The following is a 20,366-nucleotide window of genomic DNA, read 5'->3' as shown; positions in this document are numbered from 1 at the left end:
ATTTTCATAGGCCAGCTTTGCTGGCCTTATTTGTTTATATCACTCTCACTAAGATATAAACAAATAGCCGTGGCTTAGGCCACACACAATTTATCCCGTTCAAACTAGATGACAAGCGTCATCGACTATTGGAGAAAGCAAAATGGCTTTAATCAGTATGCGTCAACTTCTTGATCATGCAGCAGAGCATGGTTATGGGGTTCCGGCTTTTAACGTAAACAACCAAGAGCAAATGCGTGCCATTATGGAAGCGGCTGATAAAACAAACAGCCCTGTTATTGTGCAAGGTTCTGCGGGCGCGCGTGCTTATGCTGGTGCGCCGTTTATACGTCATATGATCTTAGCTGCTATTGAAGAGTGGCCACATATTCCGGTTGTTATGCACCAAGATCATGGTACTTCTCCTGCGGTTTGTCAGCGCTCTATTCAATTGGGTTTCTCATCAGTGATGATGGATGGTTCACTACTTGATGACGGTAAAACACCTTCAAGCTACGAATATAATGTGGATGTGACCCGTCGTACTGTTGAAATGGCACATGCTTGTGGTGTGTCTGTTGAAGGTGAGCTTGGTGTTCTTGGCTCTTTAGAAACGGGTGAAGCTGGCGAAGAAGATGGGATTGGTGCAGTAGGTAAACTAACTCACGATCAACTGCTAACTGACCCTGAAGAAGCGGCTGACTTTGTAAGCAAAACTGGCGTTGATGCGTTAGCGATAGCCTGTGGTACGTCACATGGTGCATACAAATTCACACGTCCACCGACAGGCGATATTTTAGCGATTAATCGCATTAAAGAAATTCATGCTCGTATCCCTAACACTCACCTTGTAATGCATGGCTCTTCATCTGTGCCACAAGATTGGCTTGCCGTAATCAATGAGTACGGTGGTGAGATCCCAGAAACCTACGGTGTTCCTGTTGAGCAAATTGTAGAAGGGATCAAATTTGGTGTAAGAAAAGTGAACATTGATACCGATCTTCGTTTAGCGTCAACAGGCGCGATTCGTCGTCATTTAGCGCATAACCCAGCAAACTTCGATCCACGTAAGTTCTTAGCTGAAGCGACCAAAGCAATGACTGAGATCTGTGTAGATCGTTACGAAGCGTTTGGTACTGCAGGGCAAGCGAATAAGATCAAACCAATCTCATTGGATGACATGCACCTACGTTATCTGTCAGGTGAGTTAAATCCTCAGATCAAATAATAACTAAGTCTGCTATTAGTTAATGCAAAGCCTCCATATGAGGCTTTTTTTGGATCACTATTTTACCTTCGATCACATTTAAAGATCAGTAAGTTACCAATAAATAGCTGAAGGGATCAGTTTTTTACTAGCTTGATTGAAATAGATCCGAATATTGACCATTTTTGTATGTTTTTTAGCTAATATCATGGTTGTAAAGGTATTTATAGGACTAAGAGTAAGTAAAATAATGATCCCACAAAGCCGAAGGTTAGTAAGATTTTGATCCCAAATAGGTCGCTTGGTATAAATTTGATCTTTACCTTGATAATTTCTTGATCTCCTTCCAAGAGCGACTAATTTTTATACTGAAGCTCGTGTTTTGAGTCATGTGAGTTCAATGGAGTTGAACTTCAAAAACGTCATCTCTGAGGCTGCGCAATCATGAAAATAAATGTACCAACAGTTTTATGTTCTTCCTTATTGGTTTTGTCGAGTTTTGCAAATGCAGAAGCTGTGAAAGTATATGGCAGAGTACATGCGGGCGTGCAGTATAGCGACATTGCAAGCGAGAGCGATACCAGCATTGAAAGTTATGCATCTCGTTTAGGCTTGAAGGGCGATGCCAAAATAAATGATGGTTTAGAGGTGTTTTTTAAATACGAATTTGAAGTTAACCCTGCTGATAATGATAAAGATGGTAAAAGTGGCGAAAACATAACTGCCAGATCTCAGTATGTCGGCTTGAAAGGCAATTTGGGGCAAGTATTAATTGGCCGTGACGATACCGCAATGAAAAAGTCTCAAGGTAAAGTCGACATGTTGAATGATTTTGAAGCCGATATTAAAACGTTGTTCGTAGGTGAAAATCGTTTGGGTGATACGATTCAATACAGTACGCCTGAGATCAACCATTTAAAATTTGTTGTCAGCTATATCGCCGAAGACAATAGTAAGCAAAAAGGGGAGTCGGGGTTGTCTGTTGCTGCTATGTATGGTGATAGCGCTTTAAAGAAAACACCAGTTTATATTAGTGTTGCCCATGATGAAGAAGTTGCTGGGCAAGATATTAATCGCATCACAGTACAAGGCAAAATGGGTAATGCAACACTCGGTGGTATATATCAACAAAGCGAAAAAGTAGATTCTAACAATAAAGTCGACAGCTTTATGGTAAGTGCATCCTACAAAATAGAAAGCTATAAACTGCTCGCACAATATCAAGATTCAGATGGTGCGAGTGGCAAGCTCTCAGATTCAGGTAATGCCACCTCTATCGGAGTAGAAAAAAGCCTGTCAAAGCAAGCGCGTATGTATTTTTGGTACTCACAATTTGACTTAGATAATAATCCAGAACAGGAGCATATGGCACTTACGCTGCGCTACGATTTTTAGTTAAATGTTTTTATTTATTAAATAATTAAGTAACATCAATAAGCTACGAAATTATTTCGAAGGTGGTTTAATTTGTATTTTTTTGGCAGCTTTTGAAGATCCAGTGTACTATTTCATAAAACTGTCACACTAAGTCATAATAATGACACCAACTTCGGTAATGAAAGAGAACATTGGGATGTCACGTAAAGTACTTGTAGTTGATGATGAAGCGCCTATCAGAGAAATGCTGGTATTTGTTTTAGAGCAAAATGGTTTTCAAGCCGTTGAGGCTGAAGATTATGATTCGGCAATCGCCGCAATGGTAGAGCCCTATCCAGATATGGTATTACTAGACTGGATGTTGCCTGGTGGTAGTGGTATTCAGATAGCTAAAAAGTTTAAGCAAAGTGAATATACCCGTCAGATCCCAATCATCATGTTAACAGCTCGTGGTGAAGAAGAAGATAAAGTCAAAGGCTTAGAAGTGGGCGCTGATGACTACGTTACTAAACCGTTTTCACCGAAAGAGTTAATGGCGAGGATCAAAGCTGTGATCCGTCGCGTATCACCTACTTCGCTAGAAGAAGCGATAGAAGTACACGGATTACGGTTAGATCCTATTTCACACCGTGTGACTTCTGCAGGTAGTGAGCTTGATATGGGCCCTACTGAATTCCGCTTATTACACTTTTTTATGACTCATCCTGAGCGTGTATATAGTCGTGAACAGTTACTTGATCATGTGTGGGGCACAAACGTCTATGTTGAAGACAGAACGGTTGATGTGCACATTCGCCGTTTGCGCAAAGCGATTGCTCCATTAGGTCATGATAGACTTGTACAGACTGTACGTGGTGCAGGTTACCGTTTTTCTAGCAAGTTATAATAAAGGCTAGCAGTAGTTGTGTTAGGACACGAGCATATATGTACCGAGTGATTAATAAACAGGCGTTATTTAAACGCCTGTTTTTGTATTTTTTGCCTTTAACCTTGATAGGTATTCTGATCGGTGCTCCCTTCGTGTTGTTATTTATAGGGGCTCTTTCATTATTACTATGGCACTATCATCAACTCTACCGTTTAAGTGACTGGTTACTTAACCAACGCAGCTTTAACCCACCTGAAGGGGAAGGTGCTTGGGAACAAATTTTTGAAGGTATCTATCATTTACAACATCGCAACCGTAAGAAACGTAATGAATTAGCAGAGTTGATTCGACGCTTTCGAGAGGGGGCTGAAGCCGTGCCGGATGCGGTAGTGGTATTGCAGCAAGACATGAGCATTGTATGGTGCAATCAACTTGCCTTAAAAGTGCTTGGCTTGCAGTGGCCAACGGATCATGGTCAGCGCTTGGATAACTTGATCCGAGATCCTAAGTTTGTGAAGTATATGAATGCGCATCAATTTGATGAGCCGCTTGAGCTTGACTCAGGTCATGCTAGTGAGCAAGTTCTAGAGTTTAGGGTGATGCCATATGCTGAGCAATTGATGATGGTGGTTCGCGACATCACTCGCTTAAAGCAATTGGAACAAATGCGAAAAGACTTTGTTGCCAATGTGTCTCATGAACTGCGTACACCACTTACGGTCGTAACGGGCTACCTTGAGATGTTAGACAGTGATAACTTACCGGCACCCACTATGTGGAATAAAGCCCACTTTACCATGATTGAACAGTGTAAACGCATGGATAGCTTAGTTAATCAGTTGCTGTCTCTATCTCGAATTGAGGGGGCTCGTAAGCAAGAGAAAGACAAGCCTGTTAATGTGCCCACAATGTTGTCATTGATTGAAGTAGAAGCAAAATCACTAAACCAAGAAAAACATCACCAACTGATATTCAATGTTGACCAATCTTTAGACATTTTAGGTGCTGCAGATGAATTACGCAGTGCTTTTTCAAACTTGGTGTTTAATGCCATTCATTATACAAAGCCTGAAGGCGTTGTTGAGGTAAATTGGCAATGTGATGAACAAGGACAGCCGCGTTTTTCAGTGATAGATAATGGTGATGGAATAGCACCTGAACACATTCACCGCTTAACAGAGCGCTTTTATCGTGTAGATAAAGCCCGAAGCCGAAAAACAGGTGGTTCAGGGTTAGGGTTGGCTATTACAAAACATGTTCTGACCAGACATGACTCGGTTCTTGAGATCAAAAGTATCGTAGGTGAAGGATCTACGTTCTCATTTGCTTTTCCAAAATCAAAGCGCACTTTTATGACAAATAATGAAAGTCATAAAAGTGTCATTTAAGAGTAATTTTTCTGTCATCGAATGACTGCAAAATAGTCTGCGTTATTTAAATGGGACGAACAATTGGAGTAACCCCAATGAAATTTAAAAGCTTAGTTGCCGCAATGGGTGTGGCTGTAACAACCTTAGTTTCAACACAAGTTTCTGCGTTAGATAAAACTCTACCAGAATATAATAAAACCAGCGGGATCTCAGGTAACTTCTCTTCTGTGGGCTCCGATACGCTTGCAAACATGATGACGTTCTGGGCTGAAGAGTATAAGCGCATTTACCCTAATGTAAACATCCAAATTCAAGCTGCAGGTTCATCTACTGCGCCTCCGGCATTAACAGAGGCTACGGCTAACTTCGGCCCTATGAGCCGTAAGATGAAATCTAAAGAAATCGAAGCGTTTGAAAAGCGTTATGGCTATAAGCCAACAGAAGTGCGCGTAGCTATCGATGCTTTAGCAGTATTTGTACATAAAGATAACCCAATTGAAGGTCTACGTATTGACCAAGTGGATGCTATCTTCTCATCTACACGTAAGTGTGGTGCAACTGAAGAAGTAGCTCGTTGGAGCGATGTTGGCTTGACTGGAGATTGGGCAGTAAAAGATGTTCAGCTTTATGGTCGTAACTCAGTATCAGGTACTTACGGTTATTTTAAAAAGAAAGCTCTGTGTAAAGGTGACTTCCGTAATAACGTTAATGAACAACCAGGTTCTGCATCAGTAGTACAGTCAATCTCTTCTTCAGTAAATGCGATTGGTTACTCTGGTATTGGCTACAAAACATCAGGTGTTCGTACTGTACCTTTAGCTAAAAAAGGTAATAACTTTGTTGATGCAACAATAGAAAACGTTGCGAATGGTAAGTACCCACTGTCTCGTTTCTTGTATGTTTATGTGAACAAACACCCAAATAAGCCGTTAGCACCAATTGAAGCGGAATTCTTAAAAATGGTTCTATCACAAGACGGTCAAAAAATTGTTGAGAAAGATGGATATGTGCCGCTTTCTGGCAAAATGGCGAGTTCTGAGCTTAAAAAGTTAGGCTTATTATAAGATTTATTCTATTGCCTACGGATAGGCTTTAGAATGCGCTCACTAAGAACGGCCCTCAATGAGGGTCGTTTTTTTTTTGTGGCTAATATTTGTGTGATGAGTCAAAGGATGAAACGGCGTCATTAATCTTAAATCATGCATCTAGATAACCTCAGCTTCGGATAAGTGAATTTGTCCAATAAAGCTATTTTCCCACTCTCTGTGTTACTTTCACTTGTAATAGCCAGCTGTAAGCGTAAATGGTGCTTTGGCATTATTTGTTCGCTTTGAAGGTCACAGTGATAATTTTACTGTGCAGGTATACTGATTGAGGGGGAATATGGTCAAAGCGCAGCCGTTTAGGATAAACAAACGACTGCGAACAGGTACTTTGATATTTATAAACTTACTTGCATGTTATCGATAAGTCTAACTTTACCTAAGAAAGCTGCAGCGAGAACGACCATATGCTTATCATTGGGGCCGGCAGGTTTTAATGTTTCAGCATTAGCAACATTGAAGTAGTCAGGCTTTAAACCATGTTCGAGCAACATTTTTTTCGCGTCTTCTTCGAGTTGTTGAAAATCCGTATTGCCAGCCTGTAGGCTACTTATCGTTGCGTTTAGTGTTTGAAAAAGGACTTTGGCGGTGTCTTTTTCTTGTGCGCTTAAGTAACCATTGCGAGAACTCATCGCCAGGCCTGAAGCTTCGCGCTTCGTTGGCACACCTACAATTTCAATGGGCATAGATAGGTCTCTGACCATGGTTTTGATTACTTGCAGCTGCTGGTAATCTTTTTCACCAAAACATGCAATATCAGGTTGCACCATGTTAAATAGCTTGGTTACGACCGTCGCAACCCCTTTAAAGTGACCAGGGCGAGAGCCTCCGCAGTAGCCTAATGATACTTCAGGTACGTCAACATAACTTTGTGCAGCAAGGCCGTTAGGATAGATAGTCTCAACACTTGGTGTAAAAACGAGATCTGTTCCTAATTCAGCAAGACCTTGTTTATCTTCAGTGAGTGTTCGTGGGTAGCTATCTAAATCTTCAGATGCACCAAATTGCATTGGGTTGACAAAAATACTCACAACAACTTTATCGGCAAGTGTTTTTGCTTTTTCTACCAAAGAGAAGTGACCATGATGTAAATTGCCCATCGTGGGTACAAATGCAATGCTAAGTCCTTGCGAGCGCCATGCTTTGATTTGGCTACGTAATGACTTAATTTCGGATACTGACTGCATTATTTAAACTCGTGTTCTGAGGTTGGAAAAGCGCCAGATTTTACATCTTGGCAGTATTTCTTAACTGCATCCGGCATATTGCCTGTCTCAGCTAAGTAGTTCTTCGAGAACTTAGGAATGTAACCAGCTGAAATACCAACTAAATCATGCATAACCAAGATTTGTCCATCGGTATCTTTACCTGCGCCTATGCCAATCACAGGGATAGTTAACGCTTGTGAAATACGCTTGGCAAGTGCTGATGGAATACATTCGACAACTAGTAATTGCGCGCCCGCTTGCTCTAGTGCCTTGGCATCAGCAATCATTTTTTGGGCTTGTTCATCGCCTCGCCCTTGTATTTTAAAGCCACCAAAAACATGCACAGATTGAGGTGTTAGACCTAAATGACCACACACTGGGATACCTTGCTGAGTGAGTGCACGAATACTGTCTAATAGCCATTCACCGCCTTCTAATTTCACCATATTTGCACCAGCACGCATTAGCTGAGCTGCATTTTCGCAAGCTTGAGCTGGATTTGCGTAGGTCATAAATGGCATATCCGCGACTACAAACAGCTCTTTACTGCCTGCTCTTACACAGCGTGTATGATAAGCGATATCATTATTTGTCACGGCCAGTGTATCGTCAGCGCCTTGTAGCACCATACCAAGAGAGTCGCCAACTAAAACAACGTCAACCCCGTTGTCGTTAAACAGTTTTGCAAAACTTGCATCGTAGGCGGTGAGAGCGGTAATTTTATTTTGCTCTCGTTTCATTTTTGCCAATGTTGATACCGTTACTTTAGCCATGTCGGTCCTCTTGATGGAGTTATTATTTTAGTGGGGTTAAATCATTTAAAGGTACATTTTTGCAGATATCGGCGAGCGCTTCGCCATTTGGCAATACCAGATCGGGCGCAATTTCTAATAATGGATAGACCACAAACTCTCTTTGGCGAAGTCCGTAGTGTGGAACGGTTAAGCGCTTGGTATCGATCACTTGGTTACCAAATAACAAAATATCTAAATCTAGGGTGCGAGGTCCCCAGCGTTCATCTTTGCGCTCTCGACCTTGCTCTAGCTCAATTGTTTGCAATGAGTCTAACAGTGCTTCAGCTTCGAGTGCCGTCTCAAGGCACGCTACGGCATTAACATAGTCGGGCTGATCTTGTGGCCCCATTGGCTTGGAGCCATAAAGTTGCGAGCAGGCATGCACCTGTGTATGAGGTAGTCGGCTCAATGAATCAAGTGCGCACTTTAGTTGCGTCACAGGTGCATTCAGGTTAGCGCCTAAGCCAATATAAACCTTAGTCATTGCTCTGTGGCTTCTTCTTAGGTTTTCTGCGATAACGGCGGCGAGGCTTACCTGCTTCTTGAGAAGGTAGCGATTTGACCATCTCTTTTTGGCCATTAATATCTTGCTTAAGATAATTTGTCCACCAATCAGCTAACTCTTGCTGTTCGTTTTCGCCACTTTCTACTCGTAGTAATAAAAAGTCGTAAGCGGCTTTAAAGCGAGGTTGTTGAGATAATCTATATGCTCTTTGACCACTGCGCTTATCTAGGCGCATTTGGATATGCCAAATATCACGAGCGCCGAGCGTAAAGCGCTTTGGCACTGCTATGTGCTGTGAATTTTCGGCTAAAACTTGGTTCATTGCTTGTGCAAAAGCGTCAAACACCGGCATTTGCTCTTGTTGTTGGAGCTGTTCACTACGTTTTAGCAACGGGAACCAAAGTAGTGCCGCATACACAAAAGCTGGAGTTACTTTTTTGTCTGCATTAATGCGTTGGTCTGTATTGGCAAACATTTGCGCGATAAAACGAGACTCAAAGCCGCTGTCGCTTTGCTCAATAATGGCATCAAGTGTTGGAAATAACTGCTTGAATAATCCCATTTCTCTGAGCATATGGTAGTTTTCTTCTGCCTTGCCATTAAGAAATAGCTTTAAGGTTTCTTCAAACAATCTTGCCGGCGGAATATTACTAAGGAGAGCGGCTAACTCTTTGATCGGCGACTTGGTGGCTGGGGCGATTTGCATATTCAGTTTTGTTGCAAAGCGCACAGCGCGAAGCATACGTACAGGATCTTCTCGGTAGCGCGTTTCAGGATCACCAATCAATTCAATTTTGCGTTCTTTAATTGCTTCAATACCATTGGCAAAATCATGAATACTGAAGTCATTGACTGAGTAATACAGCGCATTGATTGAAAAATCACGACGTTCAGCGTCTTCTTCAATGGTGCCATAGACGTTGTCTCTGAGCAGTTGCCCGTGTTCGCTCGATTGACTAATGGGGTTTTTGCTATCTTGACCTTGGTGGTGACCACGCATGGTTGCAACTTCTATAATTTCGCGACCAAATACGATGTGCGCTAAACGAAAACGGCGACCAATTAAGCGACAATTGCGAAATAACTTTTTAACTTGTTCTGGTGTCGCATTGGTGACGACATCAAAATCTTTAGGTTCTATGCCGAGTAAAATATCTCGAATACACCCGCCCACTAAGTATGCATCGTAGCCGCCATCTTTTAGGCGATACAAAACCTTGATTGCATTAGGGCTAAATTGTTTGCGAGAAATACTATGCTCGCTGCGCGGGATCAATTTTGGCTCAGTACAGGTTACTGGTGCCGTCTTAGGGTCGCTTTGGCCAACCAATTGTCTGCAAAATTTAAATAGCTTAGAAATAATAACCTGTCTCCTAAAACAGTGGATACGCCAAAAATAGTAAAATGCGTAGGTGAACCTACAAGGCACGCTATGATATACCAGTGGCGGCAAAAAATTAAGTTTTGGACTCAAATATTGTTCGCCTAAAGGCCATTATTTATAGGTTTTTCGAGTACCTTTGGAATTGTATTTAAAGAAAACGACTGTGTTGCCCACATTAAAATTTCTTCAATGTTAGCATCGTCTAGTTCGCTTGGAGGATTAAACCCTAAAAAGTGCAGCGCTGACAATGTGGCTGGTTTAGGATTGCGCTTGTCTATAGCCGGTGCGTGGTTTTGCTTGGATAACTTAAACCCTGGCTTGGCAACGGCTAGAGGTACATGTGCATAATGTGGTGCGGGATGGCCAAGTTGCTGAAATAAACCTAACTGTCTGGCTGTAGGCTCCAATAGATCTGCACCTCTTACAACATGGGTAATATGTTGTTCAATATCATCTAATACGACGACCAGTTGGTAGGCAAATAATCCGTCACGGCGTTTAACAATATAATCTTCATGGGCGATTTTTTTGGGAATATGCACTTGCCCTTGAATTTGATCATTAAACGTCTCTATCGGGAAGTTTTGCTGCAAACGCCACGCATTACCAGCAAAGGGAAGGTTTAGCAATCTGCAGTGATTGTCATAGAATCCACCACGGAGCTTTATTTCTTTTCGGGTACATTGACAGGCATAGACTAAAGATTGTTGCTCAAGTAACGCTAAGGACTCTTCGTATAAGGCATGGCGTTGACTTTGATACACGACTGTTTCGTCCCAATGCAATCCAAAGGCCTCTAAAGTGTGCAGAATATCACTGTCGGCACCTTTGACTACGCGAGGTGTATCAATGTCTTCAATGCGAACTAACCATTGACCTTGTTGGCTTTTGGCGCTCAAGTAACTGGCTAGCGCAGCAATGAGCGAACCGAAATGTAAGGGACCCGAAGGCGAGGGAGCAAATCGACCGCGATAGCTCCCTTGATGGGATAATGCTGGGGTGAGCATAATGGGCTGAGATTAACCTCGGCCGTTTTGCTTTTCTTTAATTTCAGCCAGTGTTTTACAATCAACACATAAATCGGCTGTAGGACGCGCTTCTAAGCGTCGAATACCAATTTCGATACCGCATGATTCGCAGTAGCCAAAATCGTCATCTTCGATTAGTTGCAGTGTCTTTTCAATCTTTTTGATCAGTTTACGTTCACGGTCACGTGTACGCAGCTCTAAAGAAAACTCTTCTTCTTGTGCTGCACGGTCTACAGGATCAGGAAAGTTTGCTGCTTCATCTTGCATGTGCGTCTTGGTGCGATCAACTTCATTACGCAAATCTTTACGCCATGCTTCTAATATTGCTTTAAAATGCGCACGTTGTGCGTCATTCATGTATTCTTCGCCCGGTTTTTCCTGATAAGGTTCTAAACCGGCTTGAGCCAATAACCCTAGTCTCTTTTGGTCAGGCATAGCATTCTCCTAAATCCTTAATACATTACCCCAGCTAACGCCGGCGGCTATAAATAGCAGAATCTCCCCCCCTAAGCAAACACTTTTTCATTTTTTAGTATGGCATTTACTTAGACATCTCAGCCTTAGAGACGAAATTCTAATGGGCACGTATATGGGGATTAATATCTGTATTTCAACTTATTTTAACAGGAACTTGATGTGATAGGGTTATTTCATGTTCACAAAGCTTAGCCTTATATGCCAGTATTTCAACTCCAGCCTCATGTGCTTGCTTAAGTAAGGTGGCGTAATGCTCGTCGATATGTTTGGCTGGCGCAACATCGTTAATCCCTTCATGCATCACGATAAACAAGAGTACGGCTCGGGCACCTTGCTGTTTCAGGCTCATTAATTCTCGTAAGTGTTTTTGGCCTCTGAGTGTCTGTGCATCGGGAAAGTAACCGTGATTCTGTGACAACAAAGTGACTGATTTTACTTCAACGTAGCAAGGCGGGAGGCCATTTTGTTCAAGTAAAATATCAACTCGGCTGTTCTCCTCGCCGTACTTAACTTCTCTTTGACAATGATGATAGTCACTCAACTGGCTGATGATACCTTGCTCAATACCTTCACAGGCAACGGTGTTGGCGTGGTTGGTGTTTACGCATATAAGTTCGCCTTGTGTGTTTTGTGTCAGTTCCAACGAGTGGGGGTATTTGCGTTTTTTATTATCACTGGTTGAGTAGAAAGCACCAAAGCCTGCGTCGGCACACCCTGTCATTTTGCCCGTATTGGCGCAGTGAGCCGTAAACTCACCGTGTTGCTGGCAATGTAAATCAACTAAGAAGCGTTTGTAACGTTTTATGAGCGTTGCTTTATTAAGTTGGCTTGCAAATTTCATCAATTAATCGCATTAGGTTGGGTCAGTATGCTTGCTAGTGTACACTTTAGGACACTATCAAGTGTAAGAGAATATAGGATTATGTCTGACAAATTTATTGTGCGTTTAAGTGAAGAAGCGGCTGCGCCGCATTGGGGAGTTGCAGCGTCATTATCTTTTGATAATCAAGGTGCAACTGTTCACTTAAATGAAAATGAAACACTTAAAAATATCCAAAAGGCAGCAAGAACACTTGCACAACAAGGAATTACGCAAGTTGAGCTACAAGGTGAGCAGTGGTGCACAGAATCACAATGGGCTTTTTATCAAGGGTTTGTTAGTCCAAAACAACTCGCTGGTGTCACCTTCGTCGAAAATGCGCAATCTGATATGAATGAATTAGTTGCTTTGCAAACATCAGCAACTTGGGCTCGACAAATGATCAATGGCACGGCCGAAGATATTTATCCTGAAAGCTTAGCGGGTAAAGCTGCTGAGTTCATTCAATCTCTTGCGCCTGAGCATGTCAGCTATCAGATAATCAAAGGGAAAGCGTTACTTGAGCAACAGTGGATTGGTATCCATGAAGTAGGGCGTGGCAGTGAACGTCCGCCTGTATTACTAGAGCTTGATTATAACCCTACTGGAGATGCAGATGCGCCAGTGAGTGCAGCATTGGTGGGCAAAGGGATCACCTTTGACTCGGGCGGGTATTCAATCAAACCCAGTGAAGGGATGCTGGGGATGAAATGCGATATGGGCGGTGCAGCGACAGTCACAGCTGGTTTGGCTTTGGCAGTTCAGCGTGGCATCAATAAGCGCATCAAACTGTTTTTATGTTGTGCCGAGAACTTGATTTCAGGTCATGCTTACAAACTTGGTGATATATTGACGTATAAAAATGGTACGACTGTTGAAATTGTAAACACGGATGCAGAAGGTCGCTTGGTATTGGCTGATGGTCTAATGGCTGCGGGTGAGACTGGTGCAGAATTAATCATAGATGCAGCAACATTGACGGGGGCCGCATTAGTGGCGGTAGGACAAGAATACAACGCCTTGTTTGGTTTAGACAAAGAGCTGGTTTTTGATGTTCAGCAGTTTGCTGATGAAGAGTTTGAAGCTGCTTGGCCTTTGCCTTTAGAGAAATGGCACCAAAATAATTGCCCTTCAGCCTATGCTGATACTGCGAATAGCCGCGCTCAAAAAGGCGGTGGCTTTGGTGGCGCATCAAATGCTGCAGGATTCTTATCGCGCTTTGTGCCAAATGAAGGTAAAGGTTGGGTGCATATCGACTTGGCTGCTGCGTTTCAAAACAACGCAGGTAGCCAATGGGCTGCGGGCGCAACAACCTTAGGTATGAGAACGGTCGCTCGTACCTTGGCAGAAAAAGCTTAACGATATTTTATGGGCAATGCAGGCACGTATTGCCCAAATTCGTTAAGAAAGTAGGGCAGCCGCTAGGCGAACAAAGTCCGAGGATGTTAAGATCCCAAGGAGCTTATTATTGTCATCAACAACAGGCATACATCCATGGCGGTTACTGACAAAAAACTCGGCTACTTCTGCTAAGCTTTGAGTTGGCTGAATACTGGCAAAGTCAGTGGTCATTATATCTTCAACGAGGGTATACTTTTCCTTTCTCTCCAAAGCATTGGCACCGTACGTCGCCATAATTCCCATCACTTTTGCGATCATAATTTTCTGCGTGAGCATACCTTGTAATATCCCTTGTTCGTCGATAACTGGTATGTGGCGAATGTTTTTCTCGCGCATTAAATCATGGGCGTCTTTTAGCGAGGCTTTAAGCGAGACTACAAATGGATCGGCTGTCATTAGATCGGCAACTGTGTGTAACATTATTTCTTCCTTCCAACAGAGCTTGGTTAGCAACTAAGTCAACATACCTAAGTTATAACGCACATTTTTATGCTGTGCATGAATCAAGATCAAACTATGTGATCCTTTATGATTTAATCGCTGGTGGGAATAAAAAATCTTGCTTTGGGCTTTTTGTGCTCAGCTAATTGAATGTATTTTAATTCAACTAATTGTGACACGGGCACCAGCTCATAGCCCTGAGCTATGAGCTCGGGCAGCGCCCTGGATAAGAAAGCGGCTGTTTCAGGGTAAGGGTGCGCGATTGCAATCGCAAACTGCTCGGTATCGGCTTTATGTTTTAACGCTTCTAATTGCACTCTCAGTGCGTCAGCTGTTAGTACGTTATCTAAAAAGATGTGACGGCTGATATTTTCAACACCATATAAATTAGCGACGTTCTGTGCTTGGGTATACTCCGTTGTACGACTATCGAGGAAAAATAACCCGCGTTTTTTCAATACTTCCATGGTCCACTTCATCGGCTCAACATGTTGAGTAAGTGCCGATCCCATATGATTATTAACCCCTTTAACCTGAGGTAATGTTGATAAAGCATGTCCTAAAGTACTTTGTAACTGCCATTTGTTCATCTCTAAGGTCAGGGCTCCAGGGCCAAGTGCTTTCTCTAGAGTTGACTGCATAGGTACGTGCAGCAGCAGCTCTTTTTTTTGTTTACTGGCTAAAAAGGCGAACTGTTGGGAATAAGGGGTATGAGGTAAAATAGAAAACGATAACTGTCCGGGTAATGCCAGCAGTTGTAAATCTCTCTTATGATTGCCAATATCATCTATAACAATGGCAATTTGTTTTGCTGCGCATGGTAAAGCCATCAACCAAAGCGCAAAAAGTCCCCAATGTATGTGTCGCACAGTCCCATTTCTTATTGTTTATAATAGTTATAATTTAATGTTTTTTAAGTAACTTTCTTGCATCAGTTAAATGAGAATCTAGTCTAGCCAATTGCTCCTTTTTGGCTGTTTGTTCGCCAGCCATTATAGCGCTTTTACTTAAATGTGAAAGCACTTGCTTGGTCAGAATAATATCTGGCTCAATACCTATTCCCTCTATAGAGCGTCCCGAAGGCGTGTAGTAGCGCGCGGTGGTTAACTTCAAGGCCGTGGTACCATTGCCAACAGGAATAAGCGATTGTACAGAACCTTTGCCAAAAGAAGGCGTACCAACAACCAAGGCTCTACGGTTATCTTGTAAAGCACCAGCGAGTATTTCTGCCGCAGAGGCTGAGTTTTCATTGATCATAATAACCACTGGTGCGCCGTTTAGGATATCGCCTTGTTGGGCGCTGAAATGTTGATTAGCATCATAAAATCGTCCTTGAGTTGATACGATGGTACCTGCATCTAAAAATAGATCAGATATAGCCACTGCGCTGGTTAGCGTGCCACCAGGGTTATCTCGTAAATCGATTATTAAACCAGCCAGTGGCTCGCCATTTTCTATGCGAAGCTTATTAAGGTGTCTGGCAACATCATGATAGCTGTTATTGTTGAAGCCATTTAATGACAAGTAACCATTACCATTGTGTAGTAATAAACTTGTTACGCTTTCTAGGTTAATTTCTTGGCGGCGAAGTGCCAGTGTGAGCTGTCGTGTTTTACGTTCTACCGTAACTTGAATGATCGAAAACTCAGCTTTTTGTAGTAATTTAGAGACATAAGCAATGTCTTTGTCAGTCACGTCTTGATGATTGATGGCTACAAGTTTATCGCCACCTTCAATACCAGCTATATCTGCGGGAGAGCCGGGCAGAGTATTAATGATAACGACACGGTTGGCGATTTCTTCAACCTCAATACCAATACCAGTATAACGCCCGTTAGCGGCACTAAAAATGGCTTCAAGCTCAGTTTCAGAGAGGTACTTTGAGTATGGGTCTAATTGCGACAGCAGTTGTTCAAAATTACTGTTATCGATATGGCTTAATGGCAAGTCTTCAACATAGTATGCATGGATATGAAACAGTATTTCTTCCACTTGTTCTTGGGAAAACTGTTGCTTTGCAAACGTACTTGGTGTGATGAGAATAAGACAAAGCAATACGCTAAAGAGTAATGCCCAAGCATGATAAGTGCGAGTGAAAGCGTGTTTAATGCGATTAACTATACTCATGTGCTGCTCCAAGTGTTGGTGCAGCACGGGTTATTCAATTAACTTGCTTTACACCATTTTACCGGATCGACAGCGCTTCCCTTATGCCGTATTTCGAAGTATAGACCAGATCGAGTTTGTCCGCCGCTTTGGCCAACTAAAGCAATTGTTTCACCAGCGCTGACTAAATCACCAACATCTTTGAGTAAAGTTTGGGTATGCCCGTACAGGCTCATAAAGCCTTTACCGTGATCGACAACCATAACCCAGCCAAATCCGTTGAGCCAGTCGGCATAAACCACTTGCCCTTGCTTGATACTAATAACTGGCGTGCCAGTTTGTGCTTGAATAACGACGCCTTTCCAACTCATTCCTGCATGTTTACGTTGCCCAAAGCGGTGACGTAAACGACCTTTACTTGGCCACTGTAGCTGTCCTTTACTTTGTGCCAAACCATCTAGCACTACTTCGTCAGGTTGTTGGATTTTGGCCAGCTCTTCAAGTGTTGCAAGCAAGGTTTGCTCGTTTTCTTTTAAGTAATCGATGGCTTGTGCGGTTTGTTGTAAAGCGGCATTTAGCTCTTGTAGGTGTATTTGACGCTCATTTTGGCGTGCAACAAGTGCCGTTTGACGTTGCTCTTGTTGTTTTCTCAGCGCCGCTAATTGCTCTTGTTTGCGTTTAAGCTGTTGTTGATTTTTTGCAAGCTCAGAGAAAATCAGTTTTAGTTCTTCTAATTGATTTATTCTGGCTTTGTTGAAATAGTCATAATAGCTAATGGTACGTTCTAAAGTAGCACTTTGCTCTTGGTTTAAAAGCATCTTTGAGTAGTCATGACTGCCCGTCATATAGGCGCTTTTAAGTTGTGATGCTAGCAGCTTTTGTAAGCGTTGTTTTTTACTTTCGAGACTTTTCGCTTCGCTTTGCAAGGTATATTGCTGCTGCTGATTTTCAGCTATTCCTCGCTTTGTGAGTGACAATGCCTTGGCATTTTTTGCAATGTCTAACTCTTGGGCTTTTAGCTTTGCGCGCAGCGAAGCGATATTACTACGTTGTTGTTGGTAGTTTTTTTGGCTCTTTTTGAGCTCTTGTTGTACTTCAGTTAAATCCTGCTTGGTGCGAGACTCATTGGCGATAACCGAAGTTGTCGCCAATAAAAGGCCAAGTGCAAATAACTTACAGGGCAATTTAAGCATGATTATTTTAAAGTCATGATCGGTGTGCCAGTCATCTCACTTGGTTGCTCCATACCAAGCAAGTGCAGCATAGTTGGTGCAACATCACTTAGTGTTTTCCCATTGTGTGGCTGGGCATCTCGGCCAACATAAATGAATGGCACAGGCTCTGAAGTGTGTGCTGTATGAGCTTGGCCTGTGTTAGCATTGGTCATCTGTTCAGCATTACCATGATCTGCTGTGATCAGAGCTTCACCGTCTACTTGTTCAAGCGCTTCAACAACTCGGCCAATACACTTATCTACGGCTTCACAGGCCTTAACTGCAGCGCTAAATACACCTGAATGACCTACCATATCGCCATTTGGATAATTACAGATAATGACATCATACTGGCCACTGTGAATAGCTTCTACGAGTTTATCTGTAAGCAGCTCTGAATTCATCTCTGGTTGCAGATCGTACGTCGCAACTTGTGGAGAGGGGATCAGCTCGCGCTTTTCACCTTCAAATTCATCTTCTTTGCCACCACTGAAGAAGAATGTAACGTGTGCATATTTTTCTGTTTCAGAGATACGTAGTTGTGTTTTGTGGTGTTTTGCGAGCCATTCACCTAATACATTGTGCAGTGCTTCTGGTGCGAACGCTGCCGGCGCATCAATGTCAGCAGCATACTCCGTCATCATCACAAATGCGCTTAGCTTAGGCGAGGCTTGTTTGGCAAATCCATTGAACTGTTTATCGACAAATGTACGAGTCATTTGGCGTGCTCTATCAGCTCTAAAGTTCATGAATATTACTGTGTCACCATCATTAATCTTAGCCGCTTCGCAGCCTTGTGGCTGAATAACGCTTGCTTTAACAAATTCGTCATTTTCGTCACGAGCATAGGCAGCGTTGAGTGCTGTTACACCATCTTCATACGTATACTGTGCTTGTGCACTTACCATGAGGTTGTACGCCGCTTCTATGCGCTCCCATCGGTTGTCTCTATCCATTGCATAATAACGACCAACAATAGACGCTAAACGACCACACTTTAGTTCAGAAAATAATTTTTCTACTCGCTCAATTGAAGCTAATGCACTGCGTGGGGGCGTATCTCGGCCATCTAAAAAGGCATGAAAATAAACGGCTTTTGCACCACGACTAGCGGCAAGTTTTATGCCTGCAACAATATGGTCTTCATGACTATGCACACCACCTGGACTTAAAAGGCCCATTAGATGTACAGCGTTACCCGCTTGAACTGCCTTATCGATGCTATCAACTAATACGGGGTTGTGTTCAAATTCACCGTCCGTTATTGCTTTGGTGATGCGAGTGAAGTCTTGATAAACGATACGACCGGCACCTAAGTTAACGTGACCTACTTCTGAATTACCCATTTGACCATCAGGCAGGCCCACATCTAATCCAGAGCCAGAAATCAAAGTATGAGGTTTGGTTTGCCATAAATGGTCTAGCACAGGGGTGTTGGCTGCTAAAATAGCATTACTTTCGCTTTCTTCTCGATAACCCCAACCGTCTAAAATCATTAGAACAAGTGGTTTTTTTTGTGCAGTCATTTGGGCTCCTTTAGAACTAATCTTTTCACCTGTGTCAGGGGGGAAAGTTGACACATCAGCGCGACATAACGATTGGGCCTAGCATACCTTGTTCTGCGTAAAAATTCAGCCCTGTTGCTATGATTTATCCTCATCATAGATAACTTTAAAACCTATTCATCGGGGATATGTCTATTAGGCTCAGACAAAGGGCTATACCCAAAGGAACGCAAAATGTATACTTCGGAGCTATTCATTATTAAGGGTGTGTGAGTTTTGCTAAAATCGCACATTCAGAAAGTTAAGTTGGAAGGTGCATGGAACAATACATCGAGTTTATAGGCAATAACGCGATTTTAAGTGTTATTTGGTTGGCGCTTGTCGCTATGATAGTAGCAAGCTGGTTTAAAAGTAAGTTTTCAGCCATTGCGCAGGTTAATCCTCAACAGTTGACTTTATTGGTCAACCGTGAGGAAGGTCAAGTTGTCGATATTCGTCCAATAAAAGAGTTTAATGCTGGCAGAATTGCGGGTTCAATACAGCTAAGTGCGGAAAAAGCCAAACAAAGTGACTTTGCGGGGCTTGAAAAGTATAAAAGTAAACCCATTATATTGGTGTGTACTACAGGCATGACGGCTTCGGGTATTGCAAACACCATGCATAAATCAGGCTTTGAGCATGTTTACGTGCTTAACGGTGGTATGGGCGCATGGCAAAGTGCCGGATTACCAACCACAACAGGAAAGTAACAGGAGTCTTTATGACTGAAGTTGTGATTTACACAAAAGATTATTGTCCTTTTTGTCACCGAGCTAAGGCGTTGCTAGATGCAAAAGGTGTAACATACACCGAGTATGATATTGGTAAGCAGCCTGAGCTACGTGAGCAAATGATAGAAAAAGCCAATGGTGGATACACAGTGCCACAAATTTTTATCAATGATAATCACATTGGTGGCTGCGACGATATGATGGCTATCGAAGCAAAGGGCGAGTTAAACGCTTTACTAAAATTGTAAGAAAATTTAATAAATTCAAAGAATCTAGGAACACTCATGACAGATCAAAACCAAAATGCGGCAGCAGAACAACAACAAGAAGCGCAATTTAATATTCAACGTATTTACACAAAAGATGTTTCATTTGAAACACCAAACTCTCCGGCGATCTTTCAAAAAGAGTGGACTCCTGAAATTAAGCTAGACATGGACACGCGTTCTGAAAAGCTAGATAACAACGTGTTTGAAGTGGTATTGTCGTTGACTGTCACGGCGAACATTGGCGAAGAAACTGCATTTTTATGTGAAATTCAACAAGCGGGTATTTTCTCAATCGCAGATCTAGAAGAAGTACAAATGGCGCATATGTTAGGTGCGTTTTGCCCGAACATCTTGTTCCCATATGCTCGTGAAGCCGTTGCTAGCCTAGTAAACCGTGGTACTTTCCCACAATTGAACTTAGCACCAGTAAACTTTGATGCGTTATTCGCTCAGTACATGCAACAACGAGCAGCGCAAACAGAGCAAACAGCTGACGCATAA

The 20,366-nt window shown here is 42.6% G+C and carries 21 protein-coding genes; 9 read left to right on the top strand and 12 right to left on the bottom strand.

Annotated elements, in window-relative coordinates:
* The first annotated feature begins 142 nt into the window (after positions 1-142).
* The 5 genes from fba (at position 143) to HG263_RS13930 (ending at position 5,865) form a co-directional block, all read left to right on the top strand.
* Positions 143-1,207, top strand: coding sequence for a class II fructose-bisphosphate aldolase (fba, locus tag HG263_RS13950; RefSeq protein ID WP_171626687.1), 1,065 nt, complete (start codon positions 143-145; stop codon positions 1,205-1,207).
* A 423-nt stretch (positions 1,208-1,630) separates the two neighbouring features.
* A complete protein-coding gene (locus tag HG263_RS13945) occupies positions 1,631-2,581 on the top strand; it encodes a porin (RefSeq protein WP_171626686.1) in 951 nt (316 codons plus the stop codon).
* Between the two features lie 178 nt (positions 2,582-2,759).
* Positions 2,760-3,449, top strand: coding sequence for a phosphate regulon transcriptional regulator PhoB (gene phoB / locus HG263_RS13940; RefSeq protein ID WP_171626727.1), 690 nt, complete (start codon positions 2,760-2,762; stop codon positions 3,447-3,449).
* A 38-nt stretch (positions 3,450-3,487) separates the two neighbouring features.
* On the top strand, positions 3,488-4,819 hold the full coding sequence (gene phoR / locus HG263_RS13935; protein WP_171626685.1) for a phosphate regulon sensor histidine kinase PhoR: 1,332 nt from the start codon (positions 3,488-3,490) through the stop codon (positions 4,817-4,819).
* 77 nt (positions 4,820-4,896) lie between these two features.
* Complete coding sequence (locus HG263_RS13930) at positions 4,897-5,865, top strand: PstS family phosphate ABC transporter substrate-binding protein (protein ID WP_171626684.1); 969 nt, start codon at positions 4,897-4,899, stop codon at positions 5,863-5,865.
* A gap of 377 nt (positions 5,866-6,242) precedes the next feature.
* On the opposite strand, the gene panC is transcribed toward HG263_RS13930, so the two are convergent.
* From panC to sfsA, 7 genes are all read right to left on the bottom strand, one after another.
* The gene (gene panC, locus HG263_RS13925) at positions 6,243-7,091 is read right to left on the bottom strand and encodes a pantoate--beta-alanine ligase (RefSeq protein WP_171626683.1); all 849 of its coding nucleotides are present in this window, start codon (positions 7,089-7,091) and stop codon (positions 6,243-6,245) included.
* Entirely contained in the window at positions 7,091-7,885 is a 795-nt protein-coding gene (gene panB, locus HG263_RS13920; RefSeq protein ID WP_171626682.1) for a 3-methyl-2-oxobutanoate hydroxymethyltransferase, read from the bottom strand. Before panB ends, panC begins: the two co-directional genes overlap by 1 nt.
* A gap of 22 nt (positions 7,886-7,907) precedes the next feature.
* Positions 7,908-8,390, bottom strand: coding sequence for a 2-amino-4-hydroxy-6-hydroxymethyldihydropteridine diphosphokinase (folK, locus tag HG263_RS13915; RefSeq protein WP_171626681.1), 483 nt, complete (start codon positions 8,388-8,390; stop codon positions 7,908-7,910).
* Entirely contained in the window at positions 8,383-9,741 is a 1,359-nt protein-coding gene (gene pcnB, locus HG263_RS13910) for a polynucleotide adenylyltransferase PcnB (RefSeq protein WP_216628454.1), read from the bottom strand. The genes folK and pcnB overlap by 8 nt, the downstream gene beginning before the upstream one ends.
* A gap of 155 nt (positions 9,742-9,896) precedes the next feature.
* A complete protein-coding gene (gluQRS, locus tag HG263_RS13905) occupies positions 9,897-10,802 on the bottom strand; it encodes a tRNA glutamyl-Q(34) synthetase GluQRS (protein WP_171626680.1) in 906 nt (301 codons plus the stop codon).
* Between the two features lie 12 nt (positions 10,803-10,814).
* Entirely contained in the window at positions 10,815-11,258 is a 444-nt protein-coding gene (gene dksA / locus HG263_RS13900) for an RNA polymerase-binding protein DksA (protein ID WP_070985806.1), read from the bottom strand.
* Between the two features lie 175 nt (positions 11,259-11,433).
* Positions 11,434-12,141, bottom strand: a complete 708-nt coding sequence (gene sfsA / locus HG263_RS13895) for a DNA/RNA nuclease SfsA (protein ID WP_171626679.1) — start codon at positions 12,139-12,141, stop codon at positions 11,434-11,436.
* 81 nt (positions 12,142-12,222) lie between these two features.
* Between sfsA and pepB the strand changes: the two genes are divergently transcribed.
* On the top strand, positions 12,223-13,518 hold the full coding sequence (pepB, locus tag HG263_RS13890) for an aminopeptidase PepB (RefSeq protein WP_171626678.1): 1,296 nt from the start codon (positions 12,223-12,225) through the stop codon (positions 13,516-13,518).
* A gap of 42 nt (positions 13,519-13,560) precedes the next feature.
* Here the strand turns inward: pepB and HG263_RS13885 are convergent, their stop codons facing one another.
* The 5 genes from HG263_RS13885 to gpmM form a co-directional block, all read right to left on the bottom strand.
* Positions 13,561-13,980: a CBS domain-containing protein gene (locus HG263_RS13885; RefSeq protein ID WP_171626677.1), complete on the bottom strand. Its 420-nt coding sequence runs from the start codon at positions 13,978-13,980 to the stop codon at positions 13,561-13,563.
* Positions 13,981-14,093: 113 nt separating this feature from the next.
* Positions 14,094-14,831 carry a divergent polysaccharide deacetylase family protein gene (locus HG263_RS13880; protein WP_171626725.1) on the bottom strand — a complete coding sequence of 246 codons (738 nt, stop codon included), beginning with the start codon at positions 14,829-14,831 and terminating at the stop codon, positions 14,094-14,096.
* Positions 14,832-14,904: 73 nt separating this feature from the next.
* On the bottom strand, positions 14,905-16,128 hold the full coding sequence (locus HG263_RS13875; RefSeq protein ID WP_171626676.1) for a S41 family peptidase: 1,224 nt from the start codon (positions 16,126-16,128) through the stop codon (positions 14,905-14,907).
* A gap of 38 nt (positions 16,129-16,166) precedes the next feature.
* Positions 16,167-17,300, bottom strand: coding sequence for a murein hydrolase activator EnvC family protein (locus tag HG263_RS13870; RefSeq protein WP_171626675.1), 1,134 nt, complete (start codon positions 17,298-17,300; stop codon positions 16,167-16,169).
* A 2-nt stretch (positions 17,301-17,302) separates the two neighbouring features.
* The gene (gene gpmM / locus HG263_RS13865; protein ID WP_171626674.1) at positions 17,303-18,847 is read right to left on the bottom strand and encodes a 2,3-bisphosphoglycerate-independent phosphoglycerate mutase; all 1,545 of its coding nucleotides are present in this window, start codon (positions 18,845-18,847) and stop codon (positions 17,303-17,305) included.
* A gap of 296 nt (positions 18,848-19,143) precedes the next feature.
* On the opposite strand from gpmM, the gene HG263_RS13860 reads away from it, so the two are divergent.
* Genes HG263_RS13860 through secB form a run of 3 tightly spaced genes read left to right on the top strand, consistent with a single transcriptional unit; the run spans position 19,144 to position 20,366 of the window.
* On the top strand, positions 19,144-19,575 hold the full coding sequence (locus HG263_RS13860; RefSeq protein ID WP_171626673.1) for a rhodanese-like domain-containing protein: 432 nt from the start codon (positions 19,144-19,146) through the stop codon (positions 19,573-19,575).
* 11 nt (positions 19,576-19,586) lie between these two features.
* On the top strand, positions 19,587-19,844 hold the full coding sequence (gene grxC / locus HG263_RS13855) for a glutaredoxin 3 (protein ID WP_171626672.1): 258 nt from the start codon (positions 19,587-19,589) through the stop codon (positions 19,842-19,844).
* A gap of 36 nt (positions 19,845-19,880) precedes the next feature.
* On the top strand, positions 19,881-20,366 hold the full coding sequence (gene secB, locus HG263_RS13850) for a protein-export chaperone SecB (protein WP_171626671.1): 486 nt from the start codon (positions 19,881-19,883) through the stop codon (positions 20,364-20,366).

The sequence above is a fragment of the Pseudoalteromonas caenipelagi genome (genome assembly GCF_013140855.1).
GTDB lineage: Bacteria > Pseudomonadota > Gammaproteobacteria > Enterobacterales > Alteromonadaceae > Pseudoalteromonas > Pseudoalteromonas caenipelagi.
This window is presented reverse-complemented; position numbering and strand designations above follow the sequence as displayed.